20 protein-coding genes and 1 other RNA gene are annotated in these 22,859 nt (G+C 40.7%); 8 read left to right on the plus strand and 13 right to left on the minus strand.

The window, feature by feature from the left end; all coding sequences use genetic code 11:
• The first annotated feature begins 54 nt into the window (after window positions 1-54).
• Window positions 55-2,580 (plus strand): DUF5686 family protein, encoded by a 2,526-nt coding sequence (locus JWP71_RS02960; RefSeq protein WP_299496923.1) that lies wholly within the window; start codon window positions 55-57, stop codon window positions 2,578-2,580.
• Window positions 2,581-2,597: 17 nt separating this feature from the next.
• Here the strand turns inward: JWP71_RS02960 and JWP71_RS02965 are convergent, their stop codons facing one another.
• The gene (locus tag JWP71_RS02965; RefSeq protein WP_299496925.1) at window positions 2,598-2,978 is read right to left on the minus strand and encodes a helix-turn-helix domain-containing protein; all 381 of its coding nucleotides are present in this window, start codon (window positions 2,976-2,978) and stop codon (window positions 2,598-2,600) included.
• A 161-nt stretch (window positions 2,979-3,139) separates the two neighbouring features.
• On the opposite strand from JWP71_RS02965, the gene JWP71_RS02970 reads away from it, so the two are divergent.
• The gene (locus JWP71_RS02970; RefSeq protein ID WP_299496927.1) at window positions 3,140-4,135 is read left to right on the plus strand and encodes an aldo/keto reductase; all 996 of its coding nucleotides are present in this window, start codon (window positions 3,140-3,142) and stop codon (window positions 4,133-4,135) included.
• A 185-nt stretch (window positions 4,136-4,320) separates the two neighbouring features.
• Here the strand turns inward: JWP71_RS02970 and JWP71_RS02975 are convergent, their stop codons facing one another.
• From JWP71_RS02975 to JWP71_RS02985, 3 genes are all read right to left on the minus strand, one after another.
• Complete coding sequence (locus tag JWP71_RS02975; protein WP_299496930.1) at window positions 4,321-5,268, minus strand: hypothetical protein; 948 nt, start codon at window positions 5,266-5,268, stop codon at window positions 4,321-4,323.
• 407 nt (window positions 5,269-5,675) lie between these two features.
• Window positions 5,676-6,440: a type I methionyl aminopeptidase gene (gene map, locus JWP71_RS02980; RefSeq protein ID WP_299496933.1), complete on the minus strand. Its 765-nt coding sequence runs from the start codon at window positions 6,438-6,440 to the stop codon at window positions 5,676-5,678.
• A 184-nt stretch (window positions 6,441-6,624) separates the two neighbouring features.
• Window positions 6,625-7,194 (minus strand): NAD(P)H-dependent oxidoreductase, encoded by a 570-nt coding sequence (locus JWP71_RS02985; protein WP_299496964.1) that lies wholly within the window; start codon window positions 7,192-7,194, stop codon window positions 6,625-6,627.
• A gap of 112 nt (window positions 7,195-7,306) precedes the next feature.
• Here JWP71_RS02985 and JWP71_RS02990 point away from each other — a divergent pair, with 112 nt between their 5' ends.
• Window positions 7,307-7,675 carry a helix-turn-helix domain-containing protein gene (locus JWP71_RS02990; RefSeq protein WP_299496936.1) on the plus strand — a complete coding sequence of 123 codons (369 nt, stop codon included), beginning with the start codon at window positions 7,307-7,309 and terminating at the stop codon, window positions 7,673-7,675.
• 22 nt (window positions 7,676-7,697) lie between these two features.
• Here JWP71_RS02990 and JWP71_RS02995 read toward each other — a convergent pair whose 3' ends face one another.
• On the minus strand, window positions 7,698-8,504 hold the full coding sequence (locus JWP71_RS02995) for a hypothetical protein (RefSeq protein ID WP_299496938.1): 807 nt from the start codon (window positions 8,502-8,504) through the stop codon (window positions 7,698-7,700).
• A gap of 371 nt (window positions 8,505-8,875) precedes the next feature.
• Between JWP71_RS02995 and JWP71_RS03000 the strand changes: the two genes are divergently transcribed.
• Window positions 8,876-9,568: a carbohydrate-binding protein gene (locus JWP71_RS03000; RefSeq protein ID WP_299496940.1), complete on the plus strand. Its 693-nt coding sequence runs from the start codon at window positions 8,876-8,878 to the stop codon at window positions 9,566-9,568.
• 42 nt (window positions 9,569-9,610) lie between these two features.
• Here the strand turns inward: JWP71_RS03000 and JWP71_RS03005 are convergent, their stop codons facing one another.
• From JWP71_RS03005 to JWP71_RS03020, 4 genes are all read right to left on the minus strand, one after another.
• Entirely contained in the window at window positions 9,611-10,066 is a 456-nt protein-coding gene (locus JWP71_RS03005) for a DoxX family protein (RefSeq protein ID WP_299496942.1), read from the minus strand.
• Between the two features lie 104 nt (window positions 10,067-10,170).
• Window positions 10,171-10,540: a transfer-messenger RNA gene (ssrA, locus tag JWP71_RS03010) on the minus strand.
• 80 nt (window positions 10,541-10,620) lie between these two features.
• On the minus strand, window positions 10,621-11,850 hold the full coding sequence (locus JWP71_RS03015; protein WP_299496944.1) for a pyridoxal phosphate-dependent aminotransferase: 1,230 nt from the start codon (window positions 11,848-11,850) through the stop codon (window positions 10,621-10,623).
• Between the two features lie 146 nt (window positions 11,851-11,996).
• Window positions 11,997-12,398, minus strand: a complete 402-nt coding sequence (locus JWP71_RS03020) for a DUF1573 domain-containing protein (protein WP_299496946.1) — start codon at window positions 12,396-12,398, stop codon at window positions 11,997-11,999.
• A gap of 214 nt (window positions 12,399-12,612) precedes the next feature.
• Here JWP71_RS03020 and JWP71_RS03025 point away from each other — a divergent pair, with 214 nt between their 5' ends.
• The 3 genes from JWP71_RS03025 to JWP71_RS03035 all read left to right on the plus strand — a co-directional run bounded on the left by JWP71_RS03025 (window position 12,613) and on the right by JWP71_RS03035 (window position 16,721).
• Window positions 12,613-15,045 carry an alpha-ketoacid dehydrogenase subunit alpha/beta gene (locus JWP71_RS03025; RefSeq protein ID WP_299496948.1) on the plus strand — a complete coding sequence of 811 codons (2,433 nt, stop codon included), beginning with the start codon at window positions 12,613-12,615 and terminating at the stop codon, window positions 15,043-15,045.
• A gap of 114 nt (window positions 15,046-15,159) precedes the next feature.
• Complete coding sequence (locus JWP71_RS03030; protein ID WP_299496950.1) at window positions 15,160-15,741, plus strand: nitroreductase; 582 nt, start codon at window positions 15,160-15,162, stop codon at window positions 15,739-15,741.
• Window positions 15,742-15,932: 191 nt separating this feature from the next.
• Entirely contained in the window at window positions 15,933-16,721 is a 789-nt protein-coding gene (locus JWP71_RS03035; protein ID WP_299496952.1) for a murein L,D-transpeptidase catalytic domain family protein, read from the plus strand.
• Window positions 16,722-17,240: 519 nt separating this feature from the next.
• On the opposite strand, the gene JWP71_RS03040 is transcribed toward JWP71_RS03035, so the two are convergent.
• Complete coding sequence (locus tag JWP71_RS03040) at window positions 17,241-18,767, minus strand: L,D-transpeptidase family protein (protein ID WP_299496954.1); 1,527 nt, start codon at window positions 18,765-18,767, stop codon at window positions 17,241-17,243.
• Window positions 18,768-18,902: 135 nt separating this feature from the next.
• Here JWP71_RS03040 and JWP71_RS03045 point away from each other — a divergent pair, with 135 nt between their 5' ends.
• Window positions 18,903-19,415 (plus strand): DinB family protein, encoded by a 513-nt coding sequence (locus JWP71_RS03045; protein ID WP_299496956.1) that lies wholly within the window; start codon window positions 18,903-18,905, stop codon window positions 19,413-19,415.
• 261 nt (window positions 19,416-19,676) lie between these two features.
• Here JWP71_RS03045 and aroC read toward each other — a convergent pair whose 3' ends face one another.
• The 3 genes from aroC to JWP71_RS03060 form a co-directional block, all read right to left on the minus strand.
• Window positions 19,677-20,774, minus strand: a complete 1,098-nt coding sequence (aroC, locus tag JWP71_RS03050; protein ID WP_299496958.1) for a chorismate synthase — start codon at window positions 20,772-20,774, stop codon at window positions 19,677-19,679.
• Window positions 20,775-20,867: 93 nt separating this feature from the next.
• On the minus strand, window positions 20,868-22,142 hold the full coding sequence (gene aroA / locus JWP71_RS03055; RefSeq protein ID WP_299496960.1) for a 3-phosphoshikimate 1-carboxyvinyltransferase: 1,275 nt from the start codon (window positions 22,140-22,142) through the stop codon (window positions 20,868-20,870).
• Between the two features lie 7 nt (window positions 22,143-22,149).
• The coding region (locus JWP71_RS03060) for a bifunctional 3-deoxy-7-phosphoheptulonate synthase/chorismate mutase type II (protein WP_299496962.1) at window positions 22,150-22,859 on the minus strand (710 nt) is incomplete at its 5' end.

Below are 22,859 nucleotides of genomic sequence, written 5' to 3' on the forward strand. Positions count from 1 at the left end.
CAGTTTTTTACCGGGGCTAAGTACTTAATGGATAGGTTAATCGTTTAATAAACTATGCTAAAATTGCTGTTCAGTTTTTTATTTTTCCTACCCCTTATCGTCATTGCGCAGCAAAATATTACAGTTGTAAAAGGCCGTATTATTGATGGTACTACTGGTCAGCCACTTTCTGATATCAGTGTAAGTTTAAACGATAGCCATTACGGCATCCGCACAGACAAAAAAGGAAATTTTTATTTAACTGCCGATGGTACCTTTAATGTTGTTACGTTTTCTTATTTAGGCTACCAAACCATCACAAAGATAATTAAGCCGGGGCAGGTTAATGAATTGCTCATCAGTCTTTACAGCAGCCAAACTCAATTAAAAGAAGTTTCAATAACATCGAGAAAAAATAAACGTTACCGGAATAAGGGAAACCCGGCAGTTGAATTGATCCAGCAGGTAATTGATCATAAGGAGCAAAACCGCATGGAAAGCGCCGATTACTTGCAGTATGACCAATATGAACGGCTAGGCTTATCGCTTTTTAACTTACCGCCAATACTTACCAACAGTCGCCTGTTTAGTAAATATAAATTCATGCTGGATACGACGTCTATTATCGACGGGAAAATACAAACTTCACTGCCCGGGTATTTAAGCGAAAAGCTTACCCAGCATTTCTATCGCAAAAAACCCGAAAAATCCATACAGGTACTACAGGCAGAAAAGGGCATTAATATCGTCAAATTTGTGGATACGGTAGGGGTAGATATTTATCTTAACCGGCTTTATGGAAATACAATTGATATCTATGACAATAATATTTTTATTGTAACTAACCAGTTTCTGAGCCCTATTGCTAATCATGCCCCTGATTTTTATAAATTTTTTATTACCGATACTGTTCAAACTGTTAATGGAAAATTGGTAGAACTTAGTTTTACGCCACGCAACAAAGGCGATCTTTTATTTGAAGGTAAGCTACTAGTCACCATGGATGGCAATTATGCGGTTAAAGCATGCGAACTGAACGTGAACAAAGAAATCAATATTAACTTTATGCGTAGCCTAAAGATCCGGCTGAATTTTGAGCCGTATCCCGGCGGGCGGTATGAGTTGGTTAAAAGTAACGTTCAGGCAAACTTCGGCTTATTAAGAAATAAGAGTATAGGGGTTTTTGGTGAACGCACAGTAATTTATTCAGACTACAAATTCAACTCCCCCCTTCCTGAAGTTTTCTATCGGGGTAAAAGCCTGCAGACCGCTGCCGATCATTTACAGGCCGATACTAGTTATTGGAACCATCACCGAACGGATACGCTAACCCGCCAGGAGGCAGGATCCTATGCCCGCATTAGCCGACTTGAACAGATGCAATCTTTTAAAACCGCAACCTGGATAGCCGGTGCCATTGTAAATGATTTTGCAGACATAGGGCCGGTACAAGTGGGCCCCATCGGATCGCTTATTTCTTATAATACTCAGGAAGGTGCCCGGTTTCAGCTGGGGGGGCGAACGACGCCCAAATTCAACCCGTCTTTTTATTTGGATGGCTACGCCGGTTATGGCACCGCAGACAGACAATTCAAATATGATCTGAGCACTATTTTTGCTTTAAATAAAACGGCGCCTTACCGTTTTCCGAATGACTATTTTAAACTCAGTTACCTATATGATGTAGACATCCCCGGGCAAAGCTTCGCCCTCAATAATGCGCAGGCCGGATTATCTTCTTTCCAGAGCGGTGTGACGGATTACTGGCTTTATGACCGGATATTCTCTGTCTCCTATATCAAAGATTTTGAAAACCATTTTTCTTATAATTTATCATTCAGGAACTGGAACCAACGCCCCGCCGGGACGCTGGTGTTCCGGCTTAATGATGAGCCGCATACTATTGTACCTGATCTGACCACCAACCAAATAACCTTGGGTTTAAGGTATGCGCCGCATGAACAGATTATACAGGGTTCGAAAGACCGAACTACTATCTATAGCAAATATCCGATCATTAACCTACAGGTTACCCAGGGTTTTGCTTCCTATCACTATACTACTATTACCGCCAGCCTTAACAAGCGCTTTTATCTTTCCCAACTGGGTTTTGCCGACTTTACCTTGCTGGGCAACCTGTTAACCGGTAAAGTTCCGTTCCCTTTACTTAATATAAGTCCGGCCAATCAATCTATAGCTTATGACCCAGATGCTTATAATAAGATGTATTACCTGGAATTTGTAAGCGACCACTATATGGGTATTAACTTTACGCAAAGTTTTAATGGCTTTTTCTTGAATAAGATTCCCTTAATCGAGCATCTTAAATGGCGTGAGTATTTATCTTTTAAAGTTTTATATGGCGGCCTGCGTAATGAAAATAATCCTTTGTACACTACAAATCTCTATCAATTTCCGGCATCAGCCAACGGCGCAAACGGCACTTATGCTTTAGGTAATACACCTTATGTAGAGGCAGGCGCCGGCATAGGCAATATCTTTAAGCTCCTTCGTGTCGACCTCATCAAAAGGTTCAACTACCTGGATCATCCGGGTATATCGCCCTATAGCATCAAGCTGAGCTTTAACTTTGATTTGTAATGGTTCTGTATGAATACCTAAATTTTGTTTAAAGCGGAATAATTAGAAAATTCCATCTTATTTTCGGCAAACTGGCAAAGGCCATCTAATAAACTGGTTAACTCGGTGCCTTTATTTGTCAGGCTGTAATCCGTTCGTGGGGGATTACCAGGCATGTAGCTCTTATGAATTAATTCGTGTTGTTCTAAATATTTTAACCTATCAGCAAGGATATGATCGCTGATATGTTCTAAGTCTTCTTTTAAACTGGTAAATCTGTTGTTACCTTCTTCAATACTAAACAACACTTCAGTCATCCATCGTTTACTTAACAAATATATTAATTCGCTAAGTGCACACTTTTCTTCCAAAAAGGATTGATTATAAAAATTTGTGGAACTAACTTTTCTTTCTGACATGGCTAACTTTTTAATGAGGGGCTAATTTTTGGGTAAGTTATTGATACAAAAGACCATTTGTCGTTCCTTTGTTTTCGTCACTATAAAATTTCAACGTATAATTTACAAATGTATTTTATTGTGGTTAATTAAAAAAAAATGTATTTTAAAATAACATTATTATGAAATATCGAAAAATAGGAAACACAGACTTACAACTTTCAGAGGTAACTTTTGGCGCATGGGCGGCCGGAGGCTGGATGTGGGGTGGTACAGAAAAAAAGGATGCTATTGATGCCATAAGAGATTCATTCTCGCTTGGGGTAACTTCTATTGATACAGCTCCTATTTATGGACAGGGAGCCAGTGAGGAAATTGTTGGAGAGGCGATAAAGGGTATCCCCCGCGACCAAATACAGATTCTGACCAAATATGGCATGCGCTGGGATCTGAAAAAAGGCGACTTTGCCTTCAATAGCAAAAAAAACAATGGCGAGGATATTGATATTTATAAATATGCCGGAAAGGAAAGCATTATAAAGGAATGTGAAGACAGCTTAAAAAGATTAGGAACAGATTATATAGACCTGTACCAGATACACTGGCCCGATTCAACTACCCCGATACAAGAAAGTATGGAAGCTGTGGCGAAACTTATTGATCAAGGTAAGGTGCTTTACGCGGGGGTATGCAACTATGATGCGAGCCAAATGGCAGAAGCAGAAAAGTACTTAAACATGGTTTCTGACCAGGTTCCTTACAGTATGGTTAAACGTTCAATTGAAAATGAGCTTATACCTTATTGCTTGCAGCATCAAAAATCAATTTTGGCATACAGCCCCCTTGAGCGCGGATTGTTGACAGGTAAAATACAAGCCGGGCATCAATTTGCAGAAGGAGATCACCGGCAGTCTGTTTCATTTTTTAAGGATGAAAATATTAAAAGAACTAACGCGTTCCTTCAGGCTATTAAACCTATTGCTGATGATCATCAGTTGAGTTTAGGCCAACTAGTTCTGCTATGGACACTGGAGCAGCCCGGAATAACTATTGCGCTTGCCGGTGCAAGAAACAGTGAACAGGCTGTGCAAAATGCAAAAGCCATAGATAAGACATTAACAATTGAAGAAATAAAAATTATTTCAGACAACCTGGATAAGCTGCAATTAATTGCCTAAGGTAAGTTAAAACACAGCACCCTTATAAAGGCTGGATTTTCATTTAGACTCTACATCTACCCGGATACTGTCAGATAAAAACTGGCAGTATCTATTTTGAATCCTTACATTGCTGCCGGGACTAGTTCATGTGTTAATTAATAACTACAAACTGGTGCGGATAATGCAGGCTACTGGCCGAATTGTTATAATACAACCTTCATCTTGCGGATATCTTTTTTATCCAGCATCTCTGCAATTTTATTCACCATATAGATGGATGCTTCGATCTCATCTTTTTTTATCGCGACACTTTCAATATTGAACCCAAATGGAACCGACTGCTCTGTGCAAAAAGTAGTAAGTTCTGAGGCAATATCCAAACAAACATTAACAGACTTTTCAAGAATATTTTCAGAATTCTTAATATCTTCCTTCAGGTCGTGCGGAACATGAATGCCCAGCCATTCCATAAAATTTAATGTCTTTTCCGAGCCACAGGCTGTAAGCGTAAAAATGATGGTAGGGAACTTTTTATTTTCTTTTTTGCAGGTATAGCTAAGGTCTTCTATAACCTTCTTTGCATAAGCTACATTAAAAACGCATTGGGATATGAAATAAGATACCCCGCAGTTTACCTTATCAAGTATCCTTTTATCCTCGTCTTTTAATATTTCATGCCTTTCGGGGATGGTTACCGCGCCTATAACAGAAGTATTTTCATTCTTGCTCCATATCTTATAAGCGTCCGGTAAACTGGTTTTAACCGGAAAATCAGGTGCAGGCACTCCTACAAAAACCGGATAGAAATTATTTTGATGAAGATCATTCAACCAACCAGCTAATTCATCTTTTGAGAACTTTCCGGCAGGGCGGTATATTATTTTAGGGATATTCAGGTCCTCAAGATATTGGCTGGCAAACATAAAAGGATCCAAAGCTTTCAGAAAAGGAAATGGCCTTTCCTCGGAAGTACGGGCAGATTCATCCTGCACATCATACACCACAAGTGCATCCAGGTCCAGCGGGATTAATCTTGCAATGGTCTTTTCAGCGATCTCAGCAATTCTTTCAGGACTTGTTTCTGATTTTGGAGGAGTGATGCCGTAAAGTAAAATTCCGGATTCGCCGGATTTGATCTTGTTTAGGAACATAAGCTATTAACAGTGCTATACAATAAATTCACTGAGGCGTAAAAATAGGAAATATTTTATTGTTCTTTTAGCGATCTGTTTATGGTATGGATTTTTCGATATCATCCCCACCTGACCTACCTGATCCTACCTGGTCCCAATGTCATTAAGTTAAGAGCACCCCATCGGGGTTCAAGGTCGGTAGAAGAACAAATTCCAACGAAATGCCGTGCCGTCAGGTACGGAACTTCGCCGATTGTTGCGTACCTGACGGCACGCCAAATGATTTTATATGACGTTTTCTACCGACGTTTTGCACCTACGGCGCATTTTTTAATAATCTCCCTTAACCTTAATGACATTGTACCTGATCCCACCTGATCCTACCTCTTATAACTGTACTGCCTCTCTGCCGCATATGGCTATAATTAATCCCAAATGCCGTTCTGCGCTGTAAATATCACCGGTTGGCCGCCGGTTACCATAATGGTATGTTCGTGTTGCGCAACAAAACCACCTTTATTACCGCTTAGCGTCCATCCATCGGCTTGTGTATTGGCAATTGTTGACTGTGTTGAAATGAATGTCTCTATCGCTACCACCGAATTTTTTTTGAAACGCGTAGTGTTATACCTGTCGCAGTAGTTGGCTATCTCGTGGGGTTCTTCGTGCAAGCTGCGACCAACACCATGTCCGGTAAGGTTTTTTATTACCGTGTAGCCGGCTTTTTTTGCTTCAGTCTCTATCAGCCTACCTATCTCTGATATTCTTACACCACCTTTAATGTTGCTTATTGCCTTCCTCAATATCTCTTTCGATGTTTCTACCAATCTGCCATGGCCGTGGATATCTTCGCCCAATACAAACGAGCCGCCATTGTCTGCCCAATAGCCATTTAACTCTGCCGATACATCAATATTTACCAGATCACCCTCTTTTAAAATTTTATTGGCTGATGGTATGCCGTGCGCAGTTTCTTCATTAATACTAATACAGGTATATCCGGGGAAACCATAGGTTAACGCAGGTGCAGAACGTGCGCCCATCTGTGCCAGCAATTCGCCTCCATACTCGTCAAGTTCCCTGGTTGAAATGCCCGGTTTGGCAAACTCACGCATCTTTTTAAGCGTAATGGCAACAGCATCACTTGCCTGCTGCATGCCAATTCGTTCGTTTTCAGTAGTTATAGACATTTTTTAAGTTTTTATCTATAGCAAAATTAACAATTAATACATTTTACAGCGTTTCCCAAACGTTAGTTTTGTACAGATTCCAGATTATAGGGAATAATGTACGGAGTGCATCGCAGGGTCCTCTTGCCAGAGACCTGCGGGGAGGGAAAACATCTCTTCGCCCTTGTTGGTGTTTCCCGGCACGTTATTTATTCTCTTTTATTACTTTTAATCCTTTGGTCCAGCGGATCAGGTCGATAAGCATTGTTTCGGCAGATTTATGCGAGATCTCATTTGGTACAAACTCGTCTTCCTCTGTTATAAATTGAGTGAACATCGGAAAATTGACACCATGTACCAACGGAACCATACTCATTGTCGCAAGATCAGCTTTTAAACTGTTTGCGGCCCGCGTTCCCGCGGATATGCCCCCGTAGCTTACAATTCCCGCGGCTTTATAATTCCATTCGCTATAAAGATATTCTATCGCATTTCGTAATGGGGCGGGATAATTGAAGTCATATTCTGCTGTTACGAAAATAAAAACATCTGCTGCTTCGATTTTAGCACTCCAGTTCCTTGTGTGTTCATGTTCGTAATTTTTCCTGATCGGGGGATTCGCTTCATTCATCATCGGCAGGTTTATTGCTCCCAGATCAAGAATTTCTACTTCAAATTTGCCAGTTTGAGCGGCCTTTTCGGCTATCCACGCTGCGATCATGGGGCCTTTTCTTCCGGGACGAACAGTGGAAGATATTATTTTGAGATTATACATAAATTGACTTTGTTTTGATTTTTTGGTACCTTCAAAAATACGTACATTAGCTAATAATATAATAGTAGTATACAAAAGGTTAGTAGTTACTTTTAGGTAAGTAGATAAATGTATGGAAGAAGAAATGAAAATAGCGTCCGAACATTCGCCAAAGGACTGCACTACGACGTTAATGAACTTGAATGACGCCTTGTATGCCATAGGCGGAAAATGGAAACTCAGGGTGGTTATGGCTTTGATGGGAAATACTACGCGCTTTAATGAATTACAGCGTATTATATCAGGAATTTCAGCGAGGGTTTTATCGAATGAATTAAAAGAGTTGGAATTAAATGGATTTGTTAATAGAAAGGTTTTTACCGGCACACCTGTCATTATTGAATATGAATTGACAGCATATAGTCAAACACTCCATCCCGTTTTAAAATCATTGAGTGATTGGGGATCCATGCACCGTGCCCATATCAGAAAAAGCAAATAGAAATTCCAAAGTAAAAAGATGCCTATTTAAACCAGTTTAAATAGGGCAATATCATTGTAGGCAAATTATTGTAAATTTGAGCTTCCTGGGGAAAATTATCAAATAATCGTTCAAATGTGTGATGCTTTTTGTTTACCAGGGTAAGCATCTTTATTTCAAATATACCTATCATCGCATCAATGCGGTTTTTTATGTTTTTATTTTTCTTTAAATTCACTAAAAACATCTTCTCATAGCTAACAATAGAACATATTGTTTCCAATATTTCCTGTGCATATTGTTCGTTCATATCAGGGAGGCCGGGGGCTGATAGGTGTGTAATGAATAGTTGTGCGTTAAAAACTTTTAAAAAACTCAAAACCCCTAAATCGCAATAGCGAAGATCTGTTACAAAAGCTATTTTATTAAAATCGCTGCAAGCTATATATTGAGGTAATAATAATACAGGGCAGTTAATATTTTCAATCACTTTTAAGGCGCGGTTTCCTGTGTCCATAATGACCAACCAGATATGATTGCTGACTACCATTTCTTTGATTGTCAGGCTACTAAAACTATTTATCTCCAGGCAATTGACAACCGAAGCGAATTCGCCTTCAGTTTGGTCCGTAATATTTAGTTGTTGAGCCAAACCCTCCATATCAACATCGTCACACTCATCTAATAATATATCATCGTAATGATGAATAATTAGCTTTTCTTTAACCTGGCTTGCTGCCACATTACAAAGCTGCAAATTAGCTTTACATTGATTGGCAATTTTTAGTGCTTTTTTTGCCAAAGGCTGGGCCTCCGCAACATCATCGATAAACAGCAATATATTTCTCATAGTGCGACATTATTATATATGTATTCATTAGGAAATACATAGAATTAATAATATTATTAGACAATCGAGAAGGACGTAGCTAATTAAAAAAGAATTTCTTATAAATATATAATATTTAATCTAATAATTAATATTATATTAATAAGAAAATAAAATGCAAAAAAGGCATATTCTCCGCCTGTGTCATCGACTACATATAAAATGCCCAGGGCGGGCAAGCAAAAAACAAACATAACTGCCCGTTTATATGTCTGATACCTGCTGTGCATATGATTCATTCGATCTCTGAACTTCAATAAACTTTTTCAACAAAAACAAGCATTAGCGCTTATATTAGCCTAAATCAAACCTAAATCAAAAAAACAATCTATATGAACAAGAGCTTATGTTTTTCATCAATGGCATTACTGGTATTTGTATTTTTTGCCGGTAATCGTTCGTATGGTCAACCATATATGGGTAAGCCATTTGCAGATTCTTTGCATCACGGCGTTCAAACTATACCCGGCAAATTACAATGTGCACTATATGATCTTGGAGGCGAGGGTGTGGCTTATCATGACAGCGATGGTATTAATCAGGGTAGCGGAAAACTAAATCCCGCCGATGGCACTTATTTAAATGAATTTCGATTGAAAGAAGGCGTTGATATATCCTACACAAAATTTAGAGAGCCTGCCATAGATAACAATGCCTATAATTTGGTTATGCCATTAAAAGATGAGCTTTATGTGGGCTGGACAGCCCCGGGCGAGTGGGTAAAATATACCGTTTTAGTAAAGGAAGCAGGAACATACACGCTTGGCATGATGTACACCGCAAATCAAGGCGGGAAAATATCTATTTCAATAAACGATATGGATAAAACGGGCCTGGTTAATATACCATCAACTTATGTAAAAGATGATCCTATACAATGGCGGCAATGGCACCATTGGAACTATTTAAAAGATTTTGCGAAGGTGAAATTAGACAAGGGTATTCAAATTATCACTTTATATACCAAAGAGACGGGCCAAATGAATTATGGTTATATTAACTTTACATTGGCCCGGATGAACTAAAGTTCAACCGGGTAATATTTGTAGCGTATTAGCCAACTGCTGTCAGGGTTCATCTACCGGGTCTGTTTCATGCTCAACGGCCACCTGCCCGTTACCTTCAATTAAAAAAACAATCAACAGCAGCAGTACGGGGATGGCTAACCATAATTCGGCATAGGGTTTTAATAGATTGTCCTTCAGGTTAAGGAAAAACACGGCGCCTACCAGCACCGGCAGATTAAACAGGCAAAATAAGCGGGTACGTAAGCCAATGGCGATACAAATGCCCCCCATCAGGTGCAAAGCTATGATCAGGTCCGCTATGACAGTGATAGAAGCTGAAGCGCTTATCTTATCGGTTATTCCGGATTCCCGCAGAAAAGTAGCCAGTACATCCAGGTTGAAAATGAATTCTATGCCTTTCCAGATCAGGAGCAAACCCAGGGCGACCCTAAAAATTACTAACCATTTCGGGCTGTGATGATTTCCCCATAATTTTATTTTTTCAAACGTTTTCATAAGGTTATATATAATTGCTGTAAATTATTGCCCAGGCCAGTTCAAGCGTCCACACTTTGAACCAAAACAACAAAACCCGGCTTTTCGCCGGGTTTTGTTGTTTTAAGTGGACCCGGAGGGATTCGAACCCTCGTCCAAACATGGTATAAGGTATGCTTTCTACATGCTTAGCTACTGTTAAATTGTAGGGAAGGGGAAGGTCAGTTGCTTACCTGTACCGTCTTCCTTAGGTGTTTTGTTTCGCCTGCTATGCACACCGTTAAGCAGGCTATTTTCATTTTTCGATGCCCCGGTTGCCGGCCCAATGAAACGGAGAACCGGCGGGACAAAAGCTAGCTAAATTCTAAATTAAGCAGCTAAGGCGTAGTTATTTTCGCCATTTGTAAGTTTGAGCGTTCAGATTAAAGCGCTAATTCACCCAACGCGCTGCATGCTTACCTACTTATCTCCATCCTGTCAATTCCGGTCGAGCCCATTTTTGAGGTAAAAACTGAAAGGATAAAGCTTAAAGCTTTCAAATTTACAATTATTAGCTGAAATGATAAAGTTTAGTTTTACAACACGCTTTCAGCTTTAAGCTTTTCGCTTTCTATTCTCCCCGGATACACTTTTAAAGCTTCTTCTAAACAGGTCATGGCTTTTGCCAGGTCATCATTGTTTAAAACGTAGGCTAAACGTACTTCGTTAAGGCCCGCGCCGGGGGTGCTGTAAAAGCCGGTGGCCGGGGCCATCATTACGGTTTGGTTTTGGTAGCTAAATTTCTCCAGCATCCATTGGCAAAATTTATCAGAATCATCTATTGGTAACTGCGCCATTACATAAAATGCACCGCCGGGGTTGGGGCAGTATACGCCCTCCATACCATTAAGGGCGGTTACCACTGTGTTTCTACGGGTGGTATATTCTGCTTTTACTTGTTCAAAGTATTCGGCTGGTGTGTCAATAGCGGCTTCGCCTGCTATTTGCTCGACCATACCCGGGCTAAGCCTTGCTTGCGCGAATTTTATTGCTGCGTTCCAAACTTTTTTGTTTTTAGTGATGATACAGCCCAAACGTGCGCCGCAGGCACTGTAACGTTTGCTCACTGTGTCAATAATAATCACATTCTCATCAAGGCCATCCAAATGCATGGGCGAAACAAAAGGTTGGTCGTTATAGCAAAATTCGCGGTAGGCTTCATCAGCAAACAGGTACAGATCATGCTTTAAAACCAATGCCTTTAAAGCTTCCATTTCTTCCCTTGAATATAAATACCCGGTAGGGTTATTAGGGCTGCAAATAAATATAGCTCTCGTTCTATCGGTAATGGCTTTTTCAAAGTCGCTGATAGGGGGCAATGCAAATCCGTTTTTTATGTAGGATAATATAGGTTTAACCACTATATCGCTCTGGCTTGCAAAGCCGTTGTAGTTAGCATAAAAAGGTTCCGGAACTATTACTTCATCACCAGCATCCAAACAGGTCATAAAGGTGATGGATATAGCTTCAGAGCCGCCGGTGGTAACTATAATATCTTCGGGTGTAATATTGTACCCTGCTTTATTATAGTATTTGGTAAGCTGTTTGCGATAGGATAGGGTACCTTCTGACGGCGTATAGGCCCAAACTTTAAAATCAATATTTTTAATAGCGTTGATCATCCCCTCGGGTGTTTCAATATCCGGCTGACCAATGTTGAGGTGATATACTGTTTTTCCGTCCAGTTTAGCTTTGTCGGCAAAGGGGGTTAGTTTACGTATTGGAGAAGCTGGCATTCGCTGCCCTTTGTGCGATATATTTGGCATGTTGCAAAATTAATAAAAAGATAATATTAATATCTATCTGATGGTATATAAACAAGAAAGGCCCGAATTATTTTCGGGCCTTTCTTTGTAATTTTTTTATGACCCTTTGTCTCTTTTTGCAGAGGTAAGGGGTTAAACCTTAAACTCTACCTGGTGCTTGGCGCCACTTTGGCTACAACTTCGCCCACAATGTTTAAATATTTTTGTGGTGTTTTCGCGTTAGAGGTTACAATAATAGTTTTGTTAAACGGTGCCGTAACTGCCGCGTTATAAGTAATTGTGATCTTACCAGATTCGCCCGGTTTTACAGGAGTTTTAGTATAATCAGCAATAGTGCAACCACAAGTTGGTTTAACTTCCGTTAAAATAAGTGGCTCAGAACCAACGTTGGTATAGGTAAATACAGTTGTTACCGGAGTGCCTTGCGGAATTTTACCAAAGTCGTGTTTTTCTTCGTTAAATTTAAACTCAGCTTTGTTTTCAGTTTGTGCAGATGCAGTAAAGGCAAAACCTAAAACTACTGCACACATTAATATTAACTTTTTCATATAGAGGATTTGAGTATTACAAATATAAAATGTTTAACGTTAAATAAAAAATTACTACTTAAAGTAAATGTTTATAAATGGTTACATTATACGAATGTTTAATAATAAAGGTTTATGTAATTTTAAAACTATTAGCATAATATGATTGTTTTAATACTAGATGTGCCAATTACAATTAAGATTTTATAATTTTACATCCTAAAAGAAAAAATTTATGCCCGAAACTGCAAATCCTGGTACCGGTAAATATGAAGTTGCTGAACTAAGTTTTGATGATTTCAAAAGTATCGTAATTAAAGATTACCGTATAGGCTACGAGAGTAGGCAGGCAAGTCTTATTGGCCGTCGTGAGGTGCTTACGGGCAAGGCTAAGTTTGGTATTTTTGGCGATGGTAAAGAGGTTGCACAATTAGCTATGGCCAAGGTGTTCCGCAAGGGCGACTGGCGGGCTGGTTATTACCGCGATCAAACTTTTATGTTTGCTACAGGCATGAGCAACTTAAAAGAATTTTTTGCGCAACTATATGCCAATCCGGATGTAGAAAAAGATCCTGCATCAGGCGGCAGGCAAATGAATTGCCATTACGCAACCCGTTTTATTAACGCCGATGGCAGCTGGATAAACCAGGTAGAAAACATGAACTGCTCTGCCGATGTATCAACCACCAGCGGGCACATGCCCCGGTTGCTTGGGTTGGCATACGCGTCAAAATTATATCGCCAAAATAAAGAGCTTAAATCGCTTGATGAATTTTCTGTTAACGGTAATGAGGTTGCCTTTGGCACTATAGGTAACGGCGCAACTTCCGAAGGCGTATTTTTTGAAACGTTTAACGCGGCAGGTGTATTACAGGTACCTATGGCTATTTCTGTATGGGATGATGCTTACGCCATTTCTGTACCCGCCAGCCTGCAAACTACCAAAGAAGATATCTCTGAGATATTAAAAGGTTTCCAGCGCGAAAACGGCACTAACGGATACGAAATATTTAAGGTGAAAGGCTGGGATTATGTAGCGCTTTGCGAAACGTATGAACGCGCCATATCAGTTTGCCGTGCAGAGCATGTGCCGGTATTGATACACGTTATAGAAATGACGCAGCCGCAGGGCCACTCTACATCAGGCTCACATGAACGGTATAAATCTAAAGAGCGTTTGGCATGGGAGAGTGAGCATGACTGTTTGCTGCAAATGCGTAATTGGATGATAGAATCGGCAATTATTAATGAGGATGAAATCACTGCCTTAGAAGAAGAGGCTAAAAAATATGTTCGTCAATGCCAGCGTGAAGTCTGGAATGAACTGGGTAATGAAATAAAGGCAGAGATAGATGAGGCTGTACGGTTAATAGGAGCGTTAGCTCATGTTTCCGGGGTTAAAAACGAATTAGAGGAAGTTTCTACAGAACTATTGGCCTGTGTTGATCCCGGCCGTAAGGATGCAGTAGGCGCTATACGCAAAGCATTGCGCCTAACTGTTAAGGAAACATCAAACGAAAAATCGGCGCTTAATAACTGGCTAAACAGCGAAAATATAAAGAATAAAGAAAGGTTTAATTCCAAGCTGTTTTCGGGCTCATCGTTATCTCCTTTAAATGTTAGCGTTGTTGCACCACAATATGCCGACGATGCGCATATTGTAGATGGACGTGAAATATTAAATGCTTGTTTTGATGCCAATTTTGCGCGCGATAAACGTATTGTTGCTTTTGGTGAGGACCTGGGCGCAATAGGGGATGTTAACCAGGGCTTTGCCGGCTTACAAGCTAAGTATGGCGACATCAGGATAACCGATACCGGTATACGCGAATCGTCTATTATAGGTAAAGGTATGGGTTTAGCCATGCGCGGCTTAAAACCAATTGCCGAAATACAATATGTAGATTACCTTTTATATGCCATAACCGTTTTAAGCGATGATTTGGCAAGCTTAAGCTACCGTACTTCTGGCGGACAAAAGGCGCCGGTTATTGTGCGCACCCGCGGCCACAGGCTGGAAGGTATATGGCACTCTGGTTCGCCATTGGGCATAATTTTAGGCGCTTTGCGCGGACTGCATATTTGCGTACCCCGCAACATGACCCAAGCTGCAGGCATGTATAATACCTTATTGCGCGGCGATGAACCCGCGCTGGTAATAGAGTGCCTTAACGGTTACCGGTTAAAAGAAAAATTGCCTGCAAACGTTGGCGAGTTTACCATACCACTTGGAAAGGCCGAGATACTGAAAGAAGGTGCTGATATGACCGTAGTTTCCTATGGATCAACCCTGCGCATTGTAATGGAGGCGGCAGCTGAATTAGAGAAACTGGGCATCAACATAGAGGTGATTGACCCGCAAACACTATATCCTTTTGATATTGACAATGTTTGTGGTAATTCTTTAAGAAAAACCAGCAAATTATTGGTTGTTGACGAAGATTTGCCGGGAGCAGCATCTGCCTACATCCTGCAAAATATATTAGAGAGCCAAAATGGTTATTATTCGTTGGATTCGCCGCCAAAAACATTGAGCGCCAAAGAGCACAGGCCACCTTACGGATCAGATGGTGATTATTTCAGCAAGCCATCTGTCGACGATGTTGTTGAAGCGGTTTATGCTATGATGAGCGAGAGTAATCCCGGTAAATATCCTGCAATATATTAATTATATTAAAAATGTCATTTCGAGCATAGCGAGAAATCTATACACACGCCAAGCCGCTTTTGCATGTGTATAGATTTCTCCTCGTTCCTCGTCGAAATGACAATGTTTTTTCAGATGTCAAATACTACCTTCTCCACTATATCAACCATCATCAAAACCAGGCGCACAGTTAAGCCTTTTTTAATGAATGGAGATAAAATACCTAACAATCAAATTACCGAACTATTAGAACTAACCGACTGGGCACCCACTCACGGCCTTACCGAACCCTGGCGCTTTGTAGTTTATGCTGAGCCATCAGTATTTTGCCATGAGCATGCCGAAATGTATAAGCATAATACCAATGCGGAAGAATTTAACCAATCTGTTTATAATAACCTGGCACAACAGGGTAATAAAGCATCGCACATAATTATAGCCATAATGCATAGGGGCAACCTGCCTAAAATTCCGGTGTTCGAAGAAATGGCCGCTACGGCCTGTGCTGTGCAAAATTTACTACTCGGGGCCACTGCTTTAAATATTGCATCCTATTGGGGTACAGGTGGCATGATACTAAAACCCGCCATGCGTACGTTTTTACAATTACGCGACGAGGATGAAGTAATGGGTGTTTTGTATTTAGGCCTTGCGGATGAGTATCCGCAAGGTGTACGCAGAGTGCCGCTTGCAGATAAGGTCAAATGGATAAAATAAACCATCCGTAACCTTTTAAGTCTTGCTTTCGTAGAAGCAGTTATAATTTAATTTTAATATAATTGTTTTGCTAAATTTTTAATAAATATTAATAAATTTTACTAATTATTAATATTTAAGTATATTTGTTAATAATCCTACAACTCACACCTGATTTTTTTATTAATTATTGAATTTAAACTCAACAAAGTATGAGAAAACATTTTTGGTGGATAAGCTGCGTTTTTTTGGTGTTCTTCATCGCTGTTATTGGTTGGACACCGGTAGCTGCTAAAAAATCGGCCACAAGCTATAACGCCGCTCCTACAGCAAAAGAATTGTTTACCCAATATGTAAATACGGTATACCAAACAGCAAGGTTACAAGAAGCCGGTTTGGATATGGAAGTATTTCAAAAAGCATTGACCGGATTTTTCAATTTAAAAACCGCTAATAAATTAGCACAAAATAGTTCTGTTATTACCGTAGTAGATTTTTCTAAACCAAGCCGCCTAAAACGTATGTGGATAATTGACCTGTTTAGCAAGCAGCTTTTATTAAATACATGGGTAGCGCACGGCCAGGGAAGCGGTGATGATATGGCCGATCGTTTTTCGGATAATAATGATTCGCATCAAAGTAGTTTAGGCTTTTATTTGGCTGATGATGTTTACATAGGTAAGCATGGCCGTTCGTTGCGTTTGGATGGCTTAGACGAAGGCTTTAATACCAATGCGCGCGCCCGTGGCATTGTGGTACATGCTGCCAGTTATGTTGGCGAAAGTACAATTGCGCAAATGGGCCGTTTGGGCCGTAGTTTTGGCTGCCCTGCTGTGTCGCCGGCGGTAGCGCAACAGGTTATCAATACTATAAAAGGTAAAACGTTATTGTTTATTAATGGCAATAATCCGCATTATACCTCAAAATATTTAGACGGGAATGTATACGCGAGTTTCACTTTGCCGGATGAAGCTACTGTTGCAGATTCTGCAAAACTTTAATATTTTTATTTAAGATTTATTATTAGGGGTGTTCGAAAGATTTGAATTCGTAATCTAAGCTCCCTCCCAATGGGAGGTGTGCGGCTGGTTGTGAAATGGCAGGGAGGGGTTTCGTCGATTTATAAATCGCTTCATTAACCCCTCCCTACCCTCCCAGGGGAGGGAATCGTACGGGCCGCCGCTCCTTTTAGAATCTTTCGAACACTCCTAATTTACCATGCCAGCCCTCTTGCGGACTATGTCATCAAGTTAAGAGAAACCCCATCGGGGTTCAAGGTCGGTAGCAGAATAAATACCAACGAAATGCCGTGCCGTTAGGTACGGAACCTCGCCGATGTTGCGTACCTGACGGCACGCCAATTAATTATATGATATTTTCTACCGACATTTTGCACCTATGGTGCATTTTTTATCATATTTCCGTTTAACTTAATGACATTGCGCTTGCGGAAGAGGAGGGTGATCGAGCGACTTAGCGATGATCGGGTGAGTACTCACTGAATGCCATGAGTGGGTATCTTACTTCACACTCATCACAGCATTAAACAACACAATATCCAATCCATAAACATCATGCCTTACCTGCAGGGTTCCGTTTTCGTCGGTCCAGCAGGTTACATAGGTAATATATACCGGCACTTTTGGTGTTAAGTTAATGGTTGTAGGCTCGGGATTATCGGCAGCCATATCCTTTGCTATAAGATTGTATTTATCCCCTTCGCCAAATAAATTAAGCGCCAATCCCTGCGGATTGCCCAGGCGCACACATCCGTGACTTATTGCCCGCATGCTCTTTTTAAAAGCTTCCTTAGCGGGCGTATCATGCAGGTAAACGCTGCTTTTATTGTTAAATAAGAATTTTATCTTCCCTAAAGAATTATTGTCTCCCGGCTTTTGTTTAAACTCATACTCATTATCAGTTTTTGAAACCGAGGCCCAATCTACATCTTCGGGTTCAATAAGCTTACCATCCTTATAAACATTAATGCCCTTATTTCCAAGATAATAACGGTCTTCGGCAGCCAATTGTATTATTTCTTTATTTGCAATGCTTTGCGGAATGTTCCATACCGGGTTAACATCTACACTATGTATCAGGCTGTTTAATTGTGGCGTCGAATGTGGGTTCGGCTTGTCAACCTTATCAGTATCTACGTAATTGATGAGGTTTTTAGCATGATTCATATTACGGCCCTGACCAACGCAAACCTTCATGTTTAATACAGATTTGCCGCTATCCATTACATCCAGCCTAAAATCGGGAATGTTAACGATGACATATTTTTTGTCAGTTGGTTTATTCTTCCATCTTAAACGTTCCAGGTTGGTTATAATAATCCGTTTTGTTTCTTCTGCCGACATTCCCGGGGCAACAGCGCCGCTTGCCAATGCTTTTTGTAAAGCTAAATACTGCGGGTTTGCTGGTTGTATACTGTCCAGGTATTTTTTCATATCAGTAATCTTGAAAACTTTTGCCATCGAGGCGCTGTCAGGGCGTTCTGTTGCCATATAATATCGCGCGTAAATATTCTTCGGATTAACTATACCATATTGCATGGCATTAGTATATTTTATTAATGAATTGACGCTAAGCAGCTCTAATTCGGCAATGGCATGATAAGCCTGATCGAGTGTCTTTATCTCGTTTTTGTTATAGAATTTGTTTATCAGTTTAGCTATTTCATCGGCCTTAAATATTTCCGGGTCGAGGCCGTGCTCATTGGCTTTTTGATAATAGATAACCGATGCTTTAAGATCGCTGTTAAAAATATGGTCCATTACAAACATAGGGTCATAACCATTTTGATTATAATAAGCCCTGATAACCTGCGGATAGTTTAGCTTATATTTTTTTGATGCCAATACTTTTTTAAATATTTTGGCAAAACCTTCGGGGGTTACTTCTTTAAAAACAATATTTTGGGTTTTCAGATAGAGGACCTTACCCATATCAGACCGGCTTTTTTTACAACTTTGAAACGTAACAGCAACAGCAAACAGTAAAATTATAGTTAGCTTAATAAGCTTTTTGGTATCTGATAACATAAATTAAATTAATTATGATTGGACAATAGCAATAGCCATACCAGTTATACGTAAAAATGAAATTACATTGTTTAAACGTAAAGTAAAATAATATGGTGTTTAAAATATATAGCAAATTAAATAGTTTTAAATAATATGGCAGATAACTACAAACCCGAAGTTTGGCTGCGCGGCCCGCTGGAAGGAATATCACCCTTATTACAGCCGGTTGCACACGCTTTGCTGCAAGCAAGGGAAGAAGTAAATGATTTGATGGCTGATTTCCCGGAGATATTAATATGGGTGCAACCTGTGGGTATGGCATCGCCAGGTTTCCATCTGCAGCACATGGCGGGGGTGCTTGACCGTTTATTTACTTATGCGCAAGGGCTACAACTTACCCGGCACCAACTGGAAAAATTATCATTCGAAGGAAAAATGCCCGAAATAGGCTACAGTATAATAACCTTACTGGAAATATTTAACCGCCAGGTTGATGAGGCCATTAAACAACTAAGTGAAACAGACGAGGAAATATTAACCGAAACAAGAGGAGTGGGGCGCGGGCAATTACCATCAACCGTAATAGGTTTATATACGCATGCTGCCGAGCATATTATGCGGCACCTGGGGCAGTTACTGGTTACGGCGAGGATATTGAGAGGATAAAACAAATGTAGTAAATGTGCAGATGTGCAGATGTGCAGATGTGCAGATGACCAGGTGTTTCACCCTATTTTTGCAAAAATAGACAAAACTGCATAAAACACTTATTGTAAGCTATTTATACCACTTTACCTAAAGCTTTTGTACTGTTTCAAAGTGTTTCACTCATTTTGTCAAATTGCTATATATCAATAAGTTAATCTAAAAGAGTGTTTCAAGTGTTTCATATTTTTGTGAAACACTTGAGCGTAAAGAAAGGGATGTTTATTGGGATAATATCATATTCCTGTTCCTCAACCAATGATCGGCCAAAACCAATGCAGCCATAGCTTCAACAATAGGTACGGCACGCGGCACCACACAAGGGTCATGACGGCCCTTGCCTGATATTTCGGCAGCATTGCCTGCACTGTCTATAGTAGCCTGGCTTTGCATAATGGTAGCTACCGGTTTAAAGGCCACTTTAAAATCAATAGGCATCCCATTGCTGATGCCGCCTTGTATGCCACCCGAGTAGTTGGTAATTGTTTTAACAACACCTAAACTCGTTTTAACGAAGATATCGTTATGCTCTGATCCGCGCATTTCGCTACCGGCAAAGCCCGAGCCAAATTCAAAACCATGTACAGCGTTTATGCTGAGCATGGCCTTGCCCAATTCGGCATGCAGTTTATCAAATACAGGTTCGCCTAAACCAACCGGGCAGTTTAGTATATGGCAGCTCACCTTGCCGCCAACGGTGTCGCCCTGCTTGCGCACTGAGTCTATAAACGCTATCATTTCTCCGGCAGTTGCCGGGTCGGCGCAGCGTACAATGTTTTTTTCGCGTTCGTCAATAAAGTCCTGCGCGCTGATTATTTCTACGTTAGGCGCATTGATTGTACCTACGCTGCTTACGTGCGCTACTATCTCTATTCCTTGTGTTTTTAGTAACAACTTAGCCAACGCCCCTGCTGCCACACGTGCCGCGGTTTCGCGGGCAGACGAGCGGCCTCCGCCACGGTGATCGCGTATGCCGTATTTGGTTTGATAAGTATAATCGGCATGCGATGGGCGGAACACATCTGTATTGTGGTTATAATCCTTACTGCGCTGGTCCTCGTTAGGTATCAGCATCATAATAGGGGTGCCGGTAGTTTTACCTTCAAATACACCCGAAAGTATTTTAACTGTATCGCTCTCTTTACGTTGAGTGGTGATTTTAGACTGGCCCGGTTTGCGTTTATCCAGCTCACCCTGAATGTATTCCATATCAACCGGCAATTGCGATGGGCAACCGTCTATAATTACACCAATAGCTTCGCCATGCGATTCGCCAAATGTGGTTATCCTGAATAATTGTCCGAATGAATTGCCTGCCATATAGCCCCCTCTAAATCTCCCCCGGTAGGGGAGACTTTAAATTTCGTTAATTTATTTGTTATTAAAAGCCCTCCCTACCGGGGAGGGTTGGGCTTATTTATCCTCCACTTCAAATCCAACCTTTTCAAGGTCTGTCCAAAATGCAGGATATGATTTCTCAACCACTTTCGCATCTTCTATCTCAACCTCCGATATCAACAATGCCAGCGGCGCGAAAGCCATTGCCATGCGGTGATCGTCATATGTATTAATAAATATGCGCTCGGGAATGAATTTTTCGCTGCAATCCAATTTGTAAGTCTGGCCCTTCTCAATCAGTTTAACGCCCATTTTGCCCAGCTCGTTTTGTAAAGCTTTAATACGGTCGGTTTCCTTAATTTTCAAAGTTTCTAACCCGGTAAAGGTAGCCTCATGGTTTAAAGCGGCACAAATTACGATGATGGTTTGTGCCAGATCAGGGCATTCCTTTAAGTCGAATATTTTACGGGTAACAGGCTTTGCTTCCTTAACCAAATGCACACCACCATCCCTGAATTGCGAGGTGATACCAAAATTAGCCATCAATTCGGTAATAACACTATCACCCTGCAAGCTGTATTGGGTAAGGCCATGTAAAAACAGGTCCGCGTTGTCGGCCAAAGCTGCTATGGCATACCAGTATGATGCGGCGCTCCAATCGGGTTCAACAGGTAAAATGGTTTGTCTAAACTCCTGGCGGTCAATGCTTATTACATTGTCATTCCATCTATGCCTTATACCGGCCTGCTGTAGCATGGCCAGGGTCATTTCAACATAAGGGCGCGAGGTAAGCTCACCTTCAATATGTAGCTCTAAACCTAAGGGCAATTTGGCGGCTATCAGCAATAGCGCGGTAATGTACTGGCTGCTGATATCTCCTTTTATAGTAATACTATTGGTTGCCTGTTTAATATTACCTTTTATGCGGATGGGCGGGTAGCTCTCATTTTCCTCGTAGTCTATTTGCGCACCAAGTTTACGTAAAGCATCAACCAAAATACCAATAGGCCTTTGTTTCATGCGTTCGCTACCGGTTAAAACAACTTCTTCGCCCTGTAAAGTAAAGTAAGCGGTTAAAAAACGCATTGCTGTACCTGCAGGGCCGATGTTTACCAGTCGTAAGTCTTGAGTTTTAAGACCCGAATCAGCATTTGAATTTCCAGCTCCGGCCTTTAAAATACTATTCAAAGTAACCGCATCTGCCGCGTCTGAAATATTTTCAACCCGAACCTTGCCGTTGCTTAAAGCCTCAATAATAAGCGCGCGGTTGCACTCGCTTTTTGAGCCGGTAAGGTATACCTCGCCATTTGCAGACCTGGTTTTTTTAGTAAGCAGGATATTATGACTCATTGTAATACTAAACGTGCGTAAGTTTTTCTGCCTGCTGGCCGGCTGCCTGATCCTTGTTCATGATCTCTGTTTGTTTACGGATAGATTCGCTATGTATTAGTTCAAGCAATTTCTCTGTAAAATCAGGGCTCAATTTTAAAGCTTTACCGTAGTTTATGCGTTTTGTTAATATCTCTTCCCAACGGTTAACCTGCAAAATGGTAATGTTGTTATCTTTTTTGTAGGTACCTATCTGCTCAGCAATCTTCATGCGCTCAGCCATTTTTTGGATGATCAAATCATCAATTTTATCAATATCATTACGCAGTTGGCTTAGTTTATCATTAACTTGCGCGTTACCGGTTTCGGGCTTGCGTAAGGTTAAACGGTCAATAAGCTCTGCCAAAGCAGTTGGTGTAACTTGTTGTTTGGCGTCGGTCCACGCTATGCTTGGGTCAATATGCGATTCTATCATCAAACCCTGCATGTCCAGATCCAACGCTTTTTGCGAAATGTAACCTATCAAATCGCGGTTGCCCGAAATATGGCTTGGGTCGCATATCAAAGGCAAATGAGGTGCCAATGTTTTTAAGTGGATAGCGATATCCCACATCGGCTCATTACGGAAAGCAGATTTTTCGTAAGATGAAAATCCACGATGTATAGCTGCAAGTTTAGTAATTCCCGCGTTATTGATACGCTCTAAAGCGCCAATCCATAAAGAAATATCGGGGTTAA

The sequence above is a fragment of the Mucilaginibacter sp. genome (assembly GCF_028287845.1).
In the GTDB taxonomy this organism is placed as follows: Bacteria; Bacteroidota; Bacteroidia; order Sphingobacteriales; family Sphingobacteriaceae; genus Mucilaginibacter.